Below are 15,887 nucleotides of genomic sequence, written 5' to 3'. Positions count from 1 at the left end.
TCTCAGGCACCGGTCAGCACAGCCGGGGCTCCGAGGCGCAGGGATAGCTGACGGGCCTGGGCCTGCAGTTTCTGGGCCGGCAGACCAGCGGGGTCCAGCGTCAGCGTGACCGAAGGGCCGATGGCGGCAATCGCCAGCACCAGTTGGCCGAAGCCGTCGAACACCGGCACCGCCAGCGCGCTTACGCCCGACAGCAACTGGTTCTCGACCACGCTCAGGTGGTTGCGGCGAATGGTGTCCAGCTCCTTGGCAAACGCCGGTTCGTCCAGGCTGTGGCCTTCTGCCTGCAGCAGCGGTGCGATACGGGCCGGGTCGCCAAAGGCCGCAAAAATCTTGCCCGTGGCGGTATGGCGCAAGGAGGCCGGCGTGCCGTGGCGCATGGCCACATAGACATGGGTCGGGCCTTCCTCGACGCGGATGATGGTCGGCCCCTGGCCGCTCCACATGGAAACCGACACGGTGTAGCCCACCTCTTGCGCCAGGGCGGGCAGCTCGGCAATCGCCATGCGCACGGGATCTGCCTGCTGCAGGCTGATGAGTCCCATCTGAATGGCCAGCGGCCCCAGGCCGTAGTGGCCGCTGGCGCGATCCTGCTCCATCAGGCCCAGCTTGCAAAAACTCACCAGATAGGGGTGGGCCTTGGCTGCCGTCATCTCCGCCTCGCGTGCCAGATCCTTGAGCGCCATGCGCCTGCCCGTGCGCGCCAGCACCTTGAGCAACTGGCCGCCGACTTCCACGCTCTGTATGCCGCGCGGTGCGCGCGCGGGTTCGTCGTCACTGGATTCAAGCATCAAACGGGCGTCGGTCGAAGAAGAGTTGGCATGAGGCATGACGGCATTGTGACGGTGGAAAAGCGGCTGGAAAGTCTCAAGGGTTTTTCACTATGACAAATCGATTGTGCAATGTTGAATTTACATCTAGCATTCAGAAATTCGATAAAGCTGAATGCATTTGTTTAAAACAAAGAGATTGCAACGATGAGCACCAAGACCTTTGCCTCCGCCGCCGACCTTGAAGTCAAGAAGGTGAGCTTCGACAAGCTCTCCGAACATGCCTATGCCTACACGGCCGAAGGCGACCCCAACACCGGCATCATCATTGGCGACGACGCCGTGATGGTCATCGACACCCAGGCCACGCCCGTCATGGCCGAGGACGTGATCCGCCGCATTCGCGAGGTCACGGACAAGCCCATCAAATACGTCACGCTGTCGCATTACCACGCGGTGCGCGTGCTGGGTGCCTCGGCCTATGGCGCCGAGCACATCATTGCCAGCCAGGACACCTACGACCTCATCGTCGAGCGTGGCGAGCAGGACAAGGCCAGCGAGATCGGCCGCTTTCCGCGCCTGTTCCAGAACGTCGAGAGCGTGCCCGATGGCATGACCTGGCCGACCATGACCTTCACCGGCAAGATGACGCTGTGGCTGGGCAAGCTCGAGGTTCAGATCCTGCAGCTGGGCCGCGGCCACACCAAGGGCGATACCGTGGTCTGGCTGCCACAGGAGAAGGTGCTGTTCAGCGGCGATCTGGTCGAGTTCGATGCCACGCCCTATGCCGGCGACGCCTATTTCCAGGACTGGCCGCAGACGCTGGATGCGATTGCCGCCCTCAAGCCCGAAAAGCTGGTGCCCGGCCGCGGTGCGGCGTTGCAGAACGCCGCCGAAGTGCAGGCCGGCCTGGCGGGCACGCGCAATTTCATCAGCGACCTGTGGGCCGAGGTCAAGGCCGGCGCCGATGCGCGCCAGGACCTGCGCAAGGTCTACGAGGCAGCCTTTGCCAAGCTGCAGCCCAAATACGGCCATTGGGTGATCTTCAACCACTGCATGCCGTTTGACGTGACACGTGCCTATGACGAGGCATCGGGCCACGCCGACCCGCGCATCTGGACTGCCGAGCGCGACCGCGAGATGTGGCTGGCGCTGGAAGGCTGATCGCCTCCTGGGCCGCCCAGCCGGCAGTCTCTTGCGCAGGCGCGGCGGTCTACTGCAAAGCTATCTAAAACAGGAGCTGCTTGCGCTTTGATTTCAACGAATTCAAATAGAAACAGCGTTGAATTCATTGAATGACAAGCGGTAACAGCTATCAAAAAAACAGAGTTTGAATCCGGCCGCAAAGAGCCGGAGGGGCGGCTTTTGCCCCAAGAAACAGATCCACGCTTTTCAAGGTTTGCGCACCGATGAACGCCATGTCCACCACCGCCATTTCTCTTGACGCCCTGCGCGGCAGCGCCGCCGACATCCAGTCCATCCAGATTCCTTATCGGCGTCATGCGGACCAGGATGCCGATGCGCCGGCTCGCCACCCCGTGGTGGTGGTCGGCGCCGGGCCCGTGGGCCTGTCTCTGGCCATCGATCTGGCGCAGCGCGGCCAGCCGGTGGTGGTGCTCGACAACGACTGCAAGCTGTCCACGGGCTCGCGCGCCATCTGCTTTTCCAAGCGCACGCTGGAGATCTGGGACCGCCTGGGCGTGGGTCAGCCCATGGTGGACAAGGGCGTCTCCTGGAATTTGGGCAAGGTGTTTGCCAGGGATCAGTCGCTCTACCAGTTCGATCTGCTGCCCGAAGCCGGTCACGAGCGCCCGGCCTTCATCAATCTGCAGCAGTATTACGCCGAAGCCTATCTGGTCGAGCGCGCCCTGCAGCTGCCGCTGATCGACCTGCGCTGGCACAACAAGGTCACGGCGCTGGCGCCGCGCGAGGATGGGGCGGAACTGACAGTGGAAACGCCCGAGGGCGATTACCGGATCGATGCCCAGTGGGTGCTGGCCTGCGACGGCTCGCGCTCGCCCTTGCGCGGTCTGCTGGGCCAGGAAAGCCATGGCCGCATCTTCCGCGACCGCTTTCTGATTGCCGATGTGAAGATGCATGCGGACTTCCCGACCGAGCGCTGGTTCTGGTTCGATCCGCCGTTCCATCCGGGCCAGAGCGTGCTGCTGCACCGTCAGCCTGACGATGTCTGGCGCATCGACTTCCAGCTGGGCTGGGAGGCCGATCCCGAGGAGGAGAAAAAGCCCGAGAACATCCTGCCGCGCATCCGCGCATTGCTGGGCAAGGACGCGCACTTCGAGCTCGAATGGGCCAGCGTCTACACCTTTGCCTGCCTGCGCATGGACCGCTTCGTCCACGGCCGCGTGGTCTTCGCGGGCGACAGCGCGCATGGCGTCTCGCCCTTCGGCGCACGCGGCGCCAACAGCGGCGTGCAGGATGCCGAAAACCTGGCCTGGAAGCTCGACCGCGTGCTGCGCGGCCAGGCCGATGCTGCGCTGATCGCGACCTACGGCGCCGAGCGCGAATACGCGGCCGACGAGAACATCCGCAACTCCACGCGCGCCACCGACTTCATCACGCCCAAGAGCGAGATCAGCCGCCTGTTTCGCGATGCGGCGCTGGAGCTGGCGCGCGAGCATGAGTTTGCGCGTCGCATCGTCAACAGCGGTCGTCTGTCGGTGCCGGCCACGCTGCATCATTCCTCGCTCAACACGCCGGACAGCGAGGTCTTCGCAGGCTTGCAACTGCCCGGCGCCGTGCTCAGCGATGCGCCCATGCGCCGTCCCGGCGACAGCCAGACCACCTGGCTGCTGCGCGCCCTGGGCCCGGACTTCACGCTGCTGCATTTCGGCCCCACGCCGGCCTGGGCGCGCGAGCTGACCGGTGTGCTCAATCTCTCCATTGCTGCCGAGGGCGATGCCGGGGCCGCGCAAGCCGATCTGCTGGATGCCCAGGGTCTGGCCGCGCAGCGCCTGGATGCGCGCCCCGGCACCAGTTACCTGCTGCGCCCCGATCAGCATGTCTGCGCGCGCTGGCGCTGTCCCGACGAGGCTGCCGTGCGTGCCGCGCTGCAGCGCGCCGGCGGTTGAAATGAAGGCTCCCCCTGAGGCGTCCTCTCTTGCTACGCGGGAGGGGGCATGCGGGCAACCGACGACAGCTTCGCTGCGGGGCGGTGCGGTCGGCCCAGGCCTTTGCTTGCTGTCCCTGGTGGAGTTCAACACCCTCTGAGGATTCCTCCCCCTTTTTTAGGAGACTGCCATGCTGCTGTCCACTCACCCGAATCTGCAAGCCTGCGACGATTTCTATGAAGCCCTGATCGCCACGCATCAGGGCCTGGAAACCGCGCAAAGCCACGCCCTCAATGCCCGCCTGGTGCTGCTGCTGGCCAATCACATCGGCCATCAAGAGACCTTGCTGCATGCGCTCGAACTGGCCCGCGCCAGCGCAGGATTCGCTCCTGCCGGTGCGGACCCGGCCGAGCGCGGTGCCGTGACACCGGTTGCCCCGGTACACGCTGCCGCTTGAGATGCAGCAAGCCGCCGGCCTGGCGGCAGCTGCGCCATCCCCTAAAGGCCCCGTCACCAAAATCTATTCAAGGGGCCATGAATCAAGGAGACAAGGATGATGCAACGCAAAAAATTTCTGGCCGCGCTGGCCTGCTCGACGCTGGCATGGGCTGCAGGGCCGGCCGCCATGGCGCAGGAAAAGCCCCTGGAATGGGTCATAGGCTACGCCGCAGGCGGGGGCTCCGACGTGGTGGCCCGCGTGATTGCCGAAACCATGGGCCGCAATCTGGAGCGCCCCATCGTCATCAACAACAAGCCCGGTGCGGGAACCAATATCGCGGCCGAGTACAGCGCGCGCTCGCATGACTACGGCAACCTGATGTTCACGGCCGACTTCGCCACGCTGGCTGCCAATCCGTTTCTGTTCCGCAAGCTCAACTACAACGCCGAAAAGGACTTCAAGCCCGTGGGCATGCTGGTGCGCTTTCCCATGTTGCTGGTGGTCAACAACGATGTGCCGGTCAGCAATCTGAGCGAGTTTGTCGCCTGGGCCAAGCAGCAGAAGACCGGCGTGAGCTGGGGCTCGGCCGGCCTGGGCAGCCCTCATCATCTGGTTGGCGAGCTGTTCCGCGAAGAAGCCGGTCTGGGCAATATGATCCATGTTCCTTATCGCGGTGCTGCGCCCGCAGTGCAGGATGTGATCGGCGGCCAGATACCTGCCATGTGGGCCGATAGCGCCACCATTATTCCCTTCCTCGGCGAGAAAAAGCTCAAGGCCATAGGCGTGGCCAGCCCGGCCCGCATCGATGTGCTGCCCAAGGTCGCCACCTTGCAGGAGCAGGGCCTCAAGGGCTTCGAAGGCTATGCCTGGCAGGGCATCGTCGTGCCCAAGGGCAGCTCGGCCGAGGTGGTCAAGAAGTTCAGCCAGTCGCTGCAGTTTGCGTTGGCCGACACGCGCACCAAGGCCCGTCTGGCAGCCATGGGGGTCGAGCCCATGCCCGGCAGCTCCGAGCAGATGGAGAGATTCGTCAGCAACGAACGCAGCAAATGGGGGCGTGTGATCACGGCCAACAACATAAAGCTCGATTGAGAACCGGACTCAGTGGGCCGCAGCCTGGGTGACGGACAGGCACGGGCGCTGCGGGATATGCGTTTTTGCAGATGCAGCGCCGTGCCAGCCGTGGCAGACTCCGGGCCATGTCCGAGCCCACTCTTCTCGTTGCCGACGATCACCCGCTGTTTCGCGCAGCGTTGATCCAGGTGCTGCACGACCGCTTTCCGCAATTTCGCATTGTGGAGGCGGCCAGCGCCCAGACCTTGGGCGCAGCGATGCAGGAGAATCCTGAAATCGAGCTGGTGCTGCTGGACCTGGCCATGCCCGGAGCGCGCGGCTTCTCGTCCCTGCTGCATCTGCGCGGCGAATATGCGCAGGTTCCGGTGATCATCATCTCGTCCAATGACGACCCTCGCATCATCCGCCGCGCCCAGCAGTTCGGGGCGGCAGGCTTTATCTCCAAGTCTGCGGCGGCAGACGATATGAGTGCCGCCATTGACGATGTGCTGAGCGGGGATATCAGCTTTCCCTCCATGGTTGCCGAGCGCTCGGAGGCCGATGCGGCCCTGGCCGCTCGCCTGGCCCAGCTCACCCCCCAGCAGTTTCGTGTGCTGCTGTGCATTGCCGACGGATTGCTCAACAAGCAGATCGCGCACGAACTGGGCCTGGCCGAGAACACCGTCAAGGTCCATGTGACGGCGATTCTCAAGAAGCTCGAATGCTATTCACGCACCCAGGCGGCAGTGCTGGTCAAGAGCCTGGAAAACGATCACGAGGTTTGATTGCCCTGGTGCCTCAAGAGCTCTCTGTTTCTATAGCTTGCTGCGCTTTGTTGGTCATGGATTGAGGCCTTTCTGACCTCATTTCTGCGCAGCTTGCCGCTGCAAACTGTCGTCGCAGTTCGATGGCTACAGGTGCGCGAAAAACTCCGGCGTTGCATCCCAGCGATCGTGCATGCCATCGACATACGTGACGGGAATTCGCGAAAGCTCCTCTTCCGACAGTTCTTCCAGGCAACCGATATTGATGCCGTACATCTGGCCTATCGGCGTGTCGTGGCCCACGCCAAAGACGCGGATGCCGCAGCGCCTGCAGAAGAAATGCTGGTTCTTTTGCGAGCCAAACACATAGAGGGTGAGTTCCTTCTCACCCGTAATAAGGCGGAAATTTTCGGGGCTGGCGATGGCGGGCCAGAACCGGCTGCGCCTGCAGATGGAGCAGTTGCAGCGATAGCTGGGCTGGCTCAGGTCCAGGCCGACTTCAACCTGAACCCGGCTGCAATGGCAGCTGGCACGATAGGATTTCAGCATCTGGCGACCCCCTGTGTTGAGACGGGCTGCCATCGGGATGTCAGCCTTGATCGAAGCTTAGATAGTTCAGATGCTCCTGGCTACGCCAGACCGCACACCATGCATTGATATCGCTGCCGTGGGAGAAAAAGATCTCCCAGCGATGATCGACCTGGTCCTGAAAAACCTGTCTCGCCGCATTGATGAAGCGATGACAATGGGCTTGGAGCGGGCCTTGGGCATCTTGCGCATCGATCAGCCAGAGGAAATCCTCTTGCCAGTCGGCGTCGCACGGTACTTCATGCACGGATTTCAGACGCAGCCTGCTGACCACATCGGGCCAATGAGCGAGATCGATCCGGCAGCGCACAGCCAGGCGGTCGTCAATGCCACTGCCTCCGGCATAAAAGCCCAGCGCATAGTGCAAGTCTTCCTCTGCGGGTGCAAAGCCGATCAGATTGGCAATGAGTGACATGGGCTTTTCCACACACATGTCTTTGCTGCTGTGTCGATGAGCCAGGCTGTCGTAGTTGCGCATGTCTTTGGCAACCGTCTAAGGAAGAGCAGGCATGAAGAGGTGTGTCTCCTTAGGCAGCATGGGTTCGTCCTCCCAGGGAGGACAGCACGGCAGGAGCGATCAGCCTGTGCATGGGTTTGACGGGCAGCATGTAGAGGTGCCCCAGTGCGTTCTTGACATGCACGACGGTTGTGACGGTGATGACGGTGTCCAGGGAGCTGATGTCGCTCTTGCGGTGAATGCTGAGCACGACCTTCAGATGCTTGTCGTCGTCGCCGATCAGGGCTTCATCAAAGGTGTTCTCGAACACTGTGAAGATGCCGACCCTATCGCCGGGGCCGTAGCTGGCTGCTGGTTTTCCGGGCTTCAGGGCCGACAAGGTGCCCAGGTTCTTGAGCCCCACCAGACCGCCGACCAGATTGCGCGCACGCATGCAGATTTCAATCCAGCGCGGCGTTTTCCGCGCGGCAAGAATGAAGTGCTCCAGTGCAGACAGGCCTGTGGCGTCCGAGACGATGCTCCAGGAGTCGTGAAAGCTGGCCCCGGCCAATCGCTGTGCGATGCGGCTGCCGGGCGGAACGGCGGATTCAACGGGATGATGGTGCATGCTGTCTCTGTCAGGGTTGAACGGCCCGCGTGCCTGAAAGCCGCAGAGGCTGATGCAGCATATCGAAGAATCCGCCACTCGGCTTGTACAGTCATGGCGTGCAGACCAATTTAGCTCCTGAATTCATAGCTATGGCGCAATGCACTGAAAGCGCCGCAGCTGGAAGTGACTTTGGCTTTCAGGCGCTCCCGCCTTCTCGTCCGCGCAAAAAGGTCTGGCTCATCAGCGCCCGCAGCGCCGGCGGCCTGACCGGCTTGGCCAGAAAGCCCCAACCGCGTTCAGCAGCCTGGCGGCGCAGGGTGCTATCGCCTTCGGCAGTCAGCAGGATGACTGGAGGCTGCCGGCCCCAGCGCTCGCAGAGCTGGGCATAGATATCGGGGCCGTAGAGCTGGCCCAGATGCACATCGAGCAGCACCAGTTGCGGTGCATTGCCGGGCGCTGCATAGGCCAGGGCTTCGGGGGCGTTGGCGGCCAACGGCACATCGCAGCCCCAGCGCTCGAGCAGGGCGCAGGTGGCGTCGCGGGTGGCGGGATCGTCCTCCACATACCAGACGGTGCCACCCTGCAGCGGACTGTCCACGCGGGCGCTGGGAGAAGGCTGCTGCGATACCGGCGTCAATGCAGCGGCCTGGCCCAGTGGAACCTTGACCCAGAAGACGCTGCCCTTGCCCAGGGTCGAGCGCAGGCCGATCTCATGGTCCAGCAATCTGCCCAGGCGTTCCACGATGGCCAGGCCCAGGCCGGTGCCGCGGTCGTCGGCATGGCCTTCGTCGAGGCGGCGGAACTCTTCGAAGATCTCTTTTTGCAGGCTCTGGGGAATGCCCGGTCCCTGGTCATGCACCTCGATGCGCACCTGGTCGCCCTGGCGGCGACAGCCCACGACGATACGGCCCTTGCGCGTGTAGCGGATGGCGTTGGAGACAAAGTTCTGCAGTATGCGACGCAGCAGGGCTTCGTCGCTGCGCACGATCAGCCGGCTGGGCATGCAGTGCAGGCTCAGGCCCTCGTTCTCGGCCTGCAGCGCAAAATTGTTGTGCACCACTTCCAGCAAGGAGTTGAGCGCGAAGTCACGCACGCGGACTTCGAGCTGGCCCGATTCCATGCGCGAGATGTCGAGCAGGCTGGTGAGGATGGCGTCCTGAGAGGCCAGTGCCTTGTCCACCCGCTGGGCCAGTTGGCGGCCGGCCTCATCGTGCAGATAGGTGGGCAGCAGGCTGGTGAAAATGCGCGCTGCATTCAGCGGCTGCAGCAGGTCATGCACGGCCGAGGCGACAAAGCGGGTCTTGTAGCGGTTGGCGCGCTCGGCCTCCTGTTTGGCCTGGGCCAGGTCCCGGGTGCGATCGGCAATGCGCTTTTCCAGGGTATCGGCCAGATTGCGCAGCTCGCGCGCCGTGTTCTTGTAGCTGGTGATGTCGGCATAGCTGGTGACAAAGCCGCCATCGGGCAGGGGGTTGCCGCGAATCTCCAGCACCGTGCCGTCGCCCTTGGCGCTCTCGTGCAGATGGGGGCTGCCGCTGCGCAGATGCTGGAGCCGACGCTGGATCGCAGGCTCCACATCGCCCTTGCCCAGCAGGCCGCGCCTGGCGTTGTGGCGTATCAGAGCCTCGATGGGCTGGCCCACATGCATCAGCTCGGGCGGGTAGCGGAACAGCTCCACATAGCGCGAGTTCCAGGCCACCAGCCGTAGCTGCGGGTCCACCACCACCACGCCTTGCGGCAGATGCTGCAGGCTGCGCGAAAGTCCGGTGTCGGCCTGCTTGGCGGCCTGGACAATGCCGTCCTGGGCCGTGCGCAGCTCCTGCGCATGCTGGTGCAGCACGGTCTCCAGCTCCTTGCGACTGCGCTGGCGCAGGGCCGCCAGGCGCTGGCGCTGGCGGATGTAGAGCACCAGCAGCGATGCGGCCAGCCACAGGCCGCCGGCGGCCACTGCCGCCCAGTGGCTGGCCGTCTGGCTGTGGACGATGTCGTGCAGCAGGTGCAGCTGCCATTGGCTTTCGGGGAGTTCCATGCGCAGCCAGAGCATGGGGTCGACCAGCGGAGGCTGGCTGAAATGGGCCAGCATTCCGATGCCAGCAGGCTGGCGGCTGGTGCGGTAGCCGAGCGGAATCAGGGCCTGGCCCGCGTATTGATGGGTGTCCCGCACCTCCTGCTGGTCGCTGCTGGACAGCGGCTCCAGCAGGCGGTAGCGCCATTCGTCGCGGTTGGAGAGAAAGACCACGCCATGCTCGTCCGAGGCGAAGACGATGTCGGGCGACTGGCTCCACTCGCCTTCGAGCTCCTGAAACAGGATCTTGATGGCGATAAGCCCAAGCACCGAGCCGTCATCATCATGAATGGCCTGGGAGAGAAAGTAGCCGGGCAGTCCCGTGGTCATGCCGATGCCGTAGAAGCGGCCACTGCCCTGGCTCAGCGCCTGGGTCACATAGGGGCGAAAGCTGTAGTCCTCGCCCACATTGCTGTGCGAGTCGCGCCAGTTGCTGGCGGCCAGGGCCTTGCCGCTTTTGTCGATGAGGGTCAGCGTGGAAGCTCGGCTGGCGCCGTTGGCCTGCTCCAGCTTGTGGTTGAGCCTGTCCACCTCGGTGGCGCTGAGCGGGTGGCTGAGCGCGTTCTTGAGTTCGGCATCGAGCGCCAGCACCTCGGGCAGGGTGCGGTAGCGGTCCACGCGCTGCACCATGGCCTGGGCATAGAGCGTGAGCTGGCGTTGCACGCTTTCGCTTTCATCGTGCAAAGAGGTTTGCAGCGCGACGCGACTGGCGGCCCACATGCTCAGCAGCATGCCGCTGAGCACGATGACAAGGGTCAGAAACAGTCGGTTTCGGGCAAGGTTTCGCGCAAGACGCATGACGAGAGTGGGTGATCAAGGTGCCCAGTGTGGCTCTGGAGCAGGTTCAGTACGGATTCTGAGGCCTAGGGATTTCCCTGAGTTGGTGCATGCTCTCCCAGGGAGCGCGTACGGACCTAATACCAATGGGTTATCGGCACAAAAAGGGCGCGGGAGTACAAACGGCAGCAATTCGGCGCACCACGGTGGTGCGCCCGCAATTTTGGAGATGCAGCGTGCACACTCTGCCCACAGAATCTGCTCCGCGCGAGCACTTGCCGTTCTACCGTCAGCTCTACTTCCAGGTGGTGTTCGCCATCATCGTGGGCGTGCTGCTGGGGCATTTCGAGCCCGCCTACGGCGAGGCCATGAAGCCCTTTGGCGATGCCTTCATCAAGCTCATCAAGATGATCATCGCGCCGGTGATCTTCCTAACCATCGTCACCGGCATCGCCAGCATGACGCACCTGAGCGCCGTGGGGCGTGTGTTCGGCAAGGCCATGGCGTATTTCCTGACCTTCTCCACGCTGGCGCTGGTCGTGGGCCTGATCGTGGCCAATGTCATGCAGCCCGGTGCCGGCATGCATATCAACCCTGCCGATCTGGATCAGACGGCCGTCAAGGGCTATGTGGCCAAGTCGCACGAGATGACGCTGACCGGCTTTGTGATGGACATCATCCCCAAGACGCTGATCAGTCCGTTCGTGGGCGACAACATCCTGCAGGTGCTGCTGGTGGCCGTGCTGTTCGGCGTGTCCCTGGCCATGGTCGGCGAGGCCGGCAAGCCCGTGCTGAACTTCTTTGAAGCCCTGACCAAACCCGTGTTCAAGCTGGTCAACATCGTGATGAAGTTCGCTCCTATCGGTGCCTTTGGTGCCATGGCCTTCACCATCGGCAAGTTCGGTCTGGGTTCGCTGGTCAACCTGGCCGAGCTGGTGCTGACCTTCTACATCACCTCGGCCCTGTTCGTGCTGGTGATCCTGGGTGCCGTGGCGCGCTTTTGCGGCTTCTCCGTGATCAAGCTGATCAAGTACCTCAAGGACGAGCTGCTGCTGGTGCTGGGCACATCGTCTTCCGAATCGGCCCTGCCTTCGCTGATGCACAAGATGGAAAAGGCCGGCTGCAGCAAGTCCGTCGTCGGTCTGGTCGTGCCTACCGGCTACTCCTTCAACCTGGACGGCACCAATATCTACATGACGCTGGCTGCGCTGTTCATTGCCCAGGCGACCGACACGCATCTGACCCTGGGCCACCAGATCGCGCTGCTGCTGGTTGCCATGCTGTCGTCCAAGGGCGCGGCGGGCGTGACGGGGGCTGGCTTCATCACCCTGGCAGCGACCCTGGCTGTGGTGCCCGAGGTGCCCGTGGCCGGCATGGCACTGATTCTGGGTGTGGACCGCTTCATGTCCGAATGCCGTTCGCTGACCAACTTCATCGGTAACGCCGTCGCCACCGTGGTGGTCTCCAAGTGGGAAAACGCGCTGGACTACGAAAAGCTGGATGCTGCTCTGGCAGGCAAGGAAGAAAACGAGGCGGTGTCCGCTCACGCCTGAGTGAGCACAGGTCTCAATCCAAAAAGCCCCGACCTGATGGTCGGGGCTTTTTTCATGGGTTTCAGGCTTCAAGCCCAATCGGGGAGAGTGCTGGTAGCTATTGATTTGATTGCATTCAGGCAGAGAGCGGGGACGCTGTCAGCAAGTCATGGGCAGCCAGCACGCGCAGGGTGTCGCGCCCCAGGCTCTTGCTGCGGGGCAGAAAGCGCACCCAGCTCAGTTTGTTGACGGTGCGCTCCAGCACCTGCCGGGCCTCGGCGGGAAGCTGCTGCACAAATTGCTGCCAGGTCTCCCGGGCCTGCTCCAGCGCATCTGCCTGCTGCAGAAACAGCGCTGTGGACTGGGCGTAGTTGAGCGCATCGCGCGCCATGCAGACAGCTTGCGGTAAATGGGCTGCAGGGTCGTCTTCAAAGTCGATGAAGCCTATGACCCCGTCGGCGCAGACCACCATATTGCGCGCCACGGCCTGACTCAGCACCTCGCCGCGGGCATGAGCCTGCTGGATGGCCTCCAGGCCTTTTCGCCAGAGCTCCAGCGTGGGCTGCGCGCCCCGGGCAATCGCTTCTTCGATGGCATTGCTCAGCGATGGAGCTTCTTCGCCCGGGCGGCCCAGATGGCGCATCACAAAGGCCTGGTCGTCCGTGGCCAGCACTTGCGGCACGCGCAGCCCCTTGGCCTTGAAACTGCGCAGGCGGCGCACCTCGGTTTGCAGGGACTCGGTCCCTCCGGGGTTGGGCACGGGCTGCAGCACGGCGGCCCTGAACAGTTTGGCCAGCGTGCTCAGCAGCCAGTAGTTGAGGGCCGGGTTGCCTTTGTTGGCGCGCTTGACCCAAAGGGTTTCATGCGCCAGTTCATAGCGCATGATGCTGTGAGGCTGGTCCAGATGCTCGCGCAGAAATGCCTGGTAATCGATGGCGTTCTGCGCAGAGGGCATCTGCTCTTGGGCGGAAATATCCTGAGATGGCACGGCGTGGGATCTGTCGGGCGCGAGGCTCTGGCTTCTCAGGTCCAGATACCGTTGCGTTGGGGAAAAGCTTGCGATTGTGCCGTGTTGTCGGTGCCGCCCGCAGCTGATGGGCGCAACACAGGCTCATGCAGGGGCTGAAAGCTCTGTGCCGTGGCCAGCGGCCAGTAGTTCTGGAAGACCTTGTGCTGGCGCTCCAGGTTCTTGAGCAGGCAGCCTGGCTCCACGCGCAGTATCAGGTTGGACAGCAGACTGACCTGGGTGTCGTCCAGCCGGCGCACGATATGGTGGGCTGTGATCTCGTTGGGATGCCTGAGGCCGGCGGCTTGAACCAGCTCCTGCAGCGCATGCAGGGTGTTGCGGTGGAAGTTGGCGACGCGCGTGGCCTTGTCGGGCACGACCAGCGCCTGCTGGCGCACGGTGTCTTGCGTCGTGACGCCCGTGGGGCAGGTGCCGGTGTGGCAGCTCTGGGCCTGAATGCAGCCCAGCGCCATCATGAAGCCACGCCCCGAATTGCACCAGTCGGCACCCAGGGCCATCATGCGGGCAATGTCAAAGGCCGTGATGACCTTGCCTGCCGCACCGATCTTGATGCGCTGGCGCAGGTTCACGCCCAGCAAGGTGTTGTGCACCAGCAGCAGGCCTTCCTGCAGCGGCACGCCCACATGGTCGACGAATTCCACAGGCGCTGCGCCCGTGCCGCCCTCGGCACCGTCGACGACGATGAAGTCGGGCGTGATATCGGTTTCCAGCATGGCCTTGACCATGGCAAACCATTCCCAGGGGTGACCGACGCAGAACTTGAAGCCCGTGGGCTTGCCGCCTGAAAGACGGCGCAGCCTGGCAATGAACTGCATCAGCTCCACAGGGGTGGAGAAAGCGCTGTGACTGGAGGGCGAAATGCAGTCCACGCCAATCGGTATGCCGCGTGCTGCTGCAATTTCGGGAGTGACCTTGGCGCCGGGAAGCATGCCGCCATGGCCGGGCTTGGCGCCCTGGCTTAGCTTGATCTCGATCATCTTGACCTGCGGATCGGTGGCGTTGGCGACGAATCTTTCTTCGCTGAACGTGCCGTCCGCATTGCGGCAGCCGAAATAGCCCGAAGCCACTTCCCAGATCAGATCGCCGCCATGCATGCGGTGGTACTGGCTGATCGAGCCTTCGCCCGTATCGTGGATGAAGCCGCCCATCTTCGCGCCCTGGTTCAGCGCCTGGATGGCGTTGCCCGACAGCGCGCCAAAGCTCATGGCCGAGATATTGAAGACGCTGGCGTGATAGGGGCGGGTGCAGGGATCCACTCCTTCAGCTGGCTGCTCCTGCGTGCCGCCAATCCAGAGGCGGAAGTCATGCGAGCTGAGCTTGGTGGGTTGCAGGGAGTGGTTGACCCACTCATAGCCCTGCTGACTCACGTCGAGCTGGGTGCCGAACGGCCGGTTGTCGACCTGACCCTTGGCACGCTGATAGACCAGAGAGCGCTGGGCGCGCGAGAACGGCTGGGCCTCGGTATCGCCTTCGATGAAGTACTGGCGAATCTCGGGGCGTATGAATTCGAAGATGAAGCGCATATGTCCCATGACGGGATAGTTGCGCAGTATGGCGTGCTGCTTTTGCAGCAGATCCCAGATGCCGAGCAGCACCAGCAGCAAAGACGCAATCAACCACCCAAGCCCCTTGCCTGCCGTGGTCAGCGTGTAGAGCGAAGTGCCCAGCACGAGCGCGGAAATGAAGAGGGCGCCATAGCGCAGAGGCAGACTATTGAAGAAGCGATGCACTGCAGATACTCCCATGGCAGGGTGTGTTGATGGCGGCCCGCTAAAATTCAGCCTGTACGGGGGGCATCCGTCCTGGATGCTTTATCCCCTTGATCCATCGCCCGGCCCTGCACTTCGATAGTGATGAAATGGTTCGGGCCATCATAAAAGCCTTTCCCTATGCAAGAACAAGCACCTAACTCCGCCGCAGAAGACGCGGCTCTCGCCGACATGCCCGAGGGCGCACTGAGCAATGATCAGCTCGAAGAGCTGGACGCGCTGCTCGACGAGTTGCGCACCCGCGGCGACGAAATTCCCCAGTGGGAATTCTGTGACGGTTTCCTGACCGCTCTGGCCTGCACGCGCCGCCCCATCGCCGCTGCCGAATACATGCCCATGCTGCTGGGCGATGGCGAAGCCCTGCAAGTGGCCGAAGGCCAGCCTCTGCCCAAGCTGGAAGTCTTCAAGGACGAGGCCCAGCAGGCACGTTTCATGGAGCTGTTCGAGCTGCGCCTGGCCGAAGTGCGCGAGCAGCTGGATGCCGACATCAAGTCCCTGGCCGACGACGCGGCGTTCCAGCCCGAGGCGCTGGACACGCGTGGTGCCATCGCCATCCTGCCCGAAGCCGAACAGGCCGAGCTGGCTGGCGAAGAAGTGCCGTCGTTCTCTCAGGTCTGGGCGCTGGGTTTCATGTTCGTGGTGGAGAACTGGGCCGACGAATGGGCCGCGCCACGCGACAAGGAAGCAGCCCAGTTGCTGGACGCGGCCATGGAGTTCATCGTCAACCTGACCGAGGACGACACGGACGAGCCGGCTCTGAATCTGTACGACGAAGCCGGTCCTGCCTCGACCAGCCAGGAACGTGTGGATGCCTTTGGCGAAGCCATCTGGGCCGTGTATGACCTGTACCGTCTGTGGAAGAGCATGGGCCCACGCCAGGAAACCATCGTCAAGGGCGAGCAGCCCGGCCGTAACGACCCTTGCCCCTGCGGTAGCGGCAAGAAGTTCAAGAAATGCCACGGAGCCTGACCAGAGCCATCGCCTGAGGCGCTTTG

Annotated in this window: 14 protein-coding genes; 7 read left to right on the top strand and 7 right to left on the bottom strand. The window is 63.1% G+C overall.

Annotation, left to right across the window (positions count from 1 at the left end; all coding sequences use genetic code 11):
* Positions 1 to 2 precede the first annotated feature (2 nt).
* The gene (locus AAIL66_RS03855; protein ID WP_059440597.1) at positions 3 to 830 is read right to left on the bottom strand and encodes an IclR family transcriptional regulator; all 828 of its coding nucleotides are present in this window, start codon (positions 828 to 830) and stop codon (positions 3 to 5) included.
* A 147-nt stretch (positions 831 to 977) separates the two neighbouring features.
* Here AAIL66_RS03855 and AAIL66_RS03850 point away from each other — a divergent pair, with 147 nt between their 5' ends.
* From AAIL66_RS03850 to AAIL66_RS03830, 5 genes are all read left to right on the top strand, one after another.
* On the top strand, positions 978 to 1,934 hold the full coding sequence (locus tag AAIL66_RS03850; RefSeq protein ID WP_003068272.1) for an MBL fold metallo-hydrolase: 957 nt from the start codon (positions 978 to 980) through the stop codon (positions 1,932 to 1,934).
* Between the two features lie 254 nt (positions 1,935 to 2,188).
* Positions 2,189 to 3,859 carry an FAD-dependent oxidoreductase gene (locus AAIL66_RS03845; protein ID WP_343496045.1) on the top strand — a complete coding sequence of 557 codons (1,671 nt, stop codon included), beginning with the start codon at positions 2,189 to 2,191 and terminating at the stop codon, positions 3,857 to 3,859.
* 169 nt (positions 3,860 to 4,028) lie between these two features.
* Entirely contained in the window at positions 4,029 to 4,295 is a 267-nt protein-coding gene (locus tag AAIL66_RS03840) for a DUF2783 domain-containing protein (protein WP_003068276.1), read from the top strand.
* Between the two features lie 96 nt (positions 4,296 to 4,391).
* Positions 4,392 to 5,366 (top strand): tripartite tricarboxylate transporter substrate-binding protein, encoded by a 975-nt coding sequence (locus tag AAIL66_RS03835; protein ID WP_343496044.1) that lies wholly within the window; start codon positions 4,392 to 4,394, stop codon positions 5,364 to 5,366.
* Positions 5,367 to 5,473: 107 nt separating this feature from the next.
* Positions 5,474 to 6,112, top strand: a complete 639-nt coding sequence (locus AAIL66_RS03830; RefSeq protein WP_003068280.1) for a response regulator transcription factor — start codon at positions 5,474 to 5,476, stop codon at positions 6,110 to 6,112.
* 126 nt (positions 6,113 to 6,238) lie between these two features.
* Here the strand turns inward: AAIL66_RS03830 and AAIL66_RS03825 are convergent, their stop codons facing one another.
* The 4 genes from AAIL66_RS03825 to AAIL66_RS03810 form a co-directional block, all read right to left on the bottom strand.
* Positions 6,239 to 6,640, bottom strand: coding sequence for a GFA family protein (locus AAIL66_RS03825; RefSeq protein ID WP_003068282.1), 402 nt, complete (start codon positions 6,638 to 6,640; stop codon positions 6,239 to 6,241).
* A 40-nt stretch (positions 6,641 to 6,680) separates the two neighbouring features.
* Positions 6,681 to 7,094, bottom strand: a complete 414-nt coding sequence (locus tag AAIL66_RS03820) for a hypothetical protein (RefSeq protein ID WP_242607070.1) — start codon at positions 7,092 to 7,094, stop codon at positions 6,681 to 6,683.
* A 112-nt stretch (positions 7,095 to 7,206) separates the two neighbouring features.
* On the bottom strand, positions 7,207 to 7,743 hold the full coding sequence (locus AAIL66_RS03815) for a DUF2867 domain-containing protein (RefSeq protein WP_063663517.1): 537 nt from the start codon (positions 7,741 to 7,743) through the stop codon (positions 7,207 to 7,209).
* 178 nt (positions 7,744 to 7,921) lie between these two features.
* Positions 7,922 to 10,585, bottom strand: coding sequence for a PAS-domain containing protein (locus tag AAIL66_RS03810; protein ID WP_343496043.1), 2,664 nt, complete (start codon positions 10,583 to 10,585; stop codon positions 7,922 to 7,924).
* A 215-nt stretch (positions 10,586 to 10,800) separates the two neighbouring features.
* Here AAIL66_RS03810 and AAIL66_RS03805 point away from each other — a divergent pair, with 215 nt between their 5' ends.
* Complete coding sequence (locus AAIL66_RS03805; RefSeq protein WP_003068289.1) at positions 10,801 to 12,117, top strand: dicarboxylate/amino acid:cation symporter; 1,317 nt, start codon at positions 10,801 to 10,803, stop codon at positions 12,115 to 12,117.
* A 115-nt stretch (positions 12,118 to 12,232) separates the two neighbouring features.
* On the opposite strand, the gene AAIL66_RS03800 is transcribed toward AAIL66_RS03805, so the two are convergent.
* Together AAIL66_RS03800 and AAIL66_RS03795 are read right to left on the bottom strand one after the other, a co-directional pair.
* Entirely contained in the window at positions 12,233 to 13,051 is an 819-nt protein-coding gene (locus tag AAIL66_RS03800; protein WP_343496042.1) for an RIO1 family regulatory kinase/ATPase, read from the bottom strand.
* A 68-nt stretch (positions 13,052 to 13,119) separates the two neighbouring features.
* Positions 13,120 to 14,868 carry an FMN-binding glutamate synthase family protein gene (locus AAIL66_RS03795; protein ID WP_343496041.1) on the bottom strand — a complete coding sequence of 583 codons (1,749 nt, stop codon included), beginning with the start codon at positions 14,866 to 14,868 and terminating at the stop codon, positions 13,120 to 13,122.
* A gap of 195 nt (positions 14,869 to 15,063) precedes the next feature.
* Here AAIL66_RS03795 and AAIL66_RS03790 point away from each other — a divergent pair, with 195 nt between their 5' ends.
* Positions 15,064 to 15,861 (top strand): UPF0149 family protein, encoded by a 798-nt coding sequence (locus AAIL66_RS03790; RefSeq protein WP_280040516.1) that lies wholly within the window; start codon positions 15,064 to 15,066, stop codon positions 15,859 to 15,861.
* Positions 15,862 to 15,887: the final 26 nt, after the last annotated feature.

Origin of the sequence: Comamonas sp. F1-6 (genome assembly GCF_039581415.1) — a bacterium.
GTDB classification, from domain to species: Bacteria; Pseudomonadota; Gammaproteobacteria; order Burkholderiales; family Burkholderiaceae_C; genus Comamonas; species Comamonas thiooxydans.
Note: the sequence above shows the minus strand (reverse complement) of the source record. Positions and strands in the feature narration are given on the sequence as shown.

Coding starts and splice junctions, on each gene's coding strand:
- AAIL66_RS03830 (WP_003068280.1), top strand. CDS start 5,474: ATGTCCGAGCCCACTCTTCTCGTTGCCGACGATCACCCGCTGTTTCGC.
- AAIL66_RS03835 (WP_343496044.1), top strand. CDS start 4,392: ATGATGCAACGCAAAAAATTTCTGGCCGCGCTGGCCTGCTCGACGCTG.
- AAIL66_RS03810 (WP_343496043.1), bottom strand. CDS start 10,585: ATGCGTCTTGCGCGAAACCTTGCCCGAAACCGACTGTTTCTGACCCTT.
- AAIL66_RS03840 (WP_003068276.1), top strand. CDS start 4,029: ATGCTGCTGTCCACTCACCCGAATCTGCAAGCCTGCGACGATTTCTAT.
- AAIL66_RS03850 (WP_003068272.1), top strand. CDS start 978: ATGAGCACCAAGACCTTTGCCTCCGCCGCCGACCTTGAAGTCAAGAAG.
- AAIL66_RS03845 (WP_343496045.1), top strand. CDS start 2,189: ATGTCCACCACCGCCATTTCTCTTGACGCCCTGCGCGGCAGCGCCGCC.
- AAIL66_RS03800 (WP_343496042.1), bottom strand. CDS start 13,051: ATGCCCTCTGCGCAGAACGCCATCGATTACCAGGCATTTCTGCGCGAG.
- AAIL66_RS03825 (WP_003068282.1), bottom strand. CDS start 6,640: ATGCTGAAATCCTATCGTGCCAGCTGCCATTGCAGCCGGGTTCAGGTT.
- AAIL66_RS03820 (WP_242607070.1), bottom strand. CDS start 7,094: ATGTCACTCATTGCCAATCTGATCGGCTTTGCACCCGCAGAGGAAGAC.
- AAIL66_RS03790 (WP_280040516.1), top strand. CDS start 15,064: ATGCCCGAGGGCGCACTGAGCAATGATCAGCTCGAAGAGCTGGACGCG.
- AAIL66_RS03855 (WP_059440597.1), bottom strand. CDS start 830: ATGCCTCATGCCAACTCTTCTTCGACCGACGCCCGTTTGATGCTTGAA.
- AAIL66_RS03815 (WP_063663517.1), bottom strand. CDS start 7,743: ATGCACCATCATCCCGTTGAATCCGCCGTTCCGCCCGGCAGCCGCATC.
- AAIL66_RS03795 (WP_343496041.1), bottom strand. CDS start 14,868: ATGGGAGTATCTGCAGTGCATCGCTTCTTCAATAGTCTGCCTCTGCGC.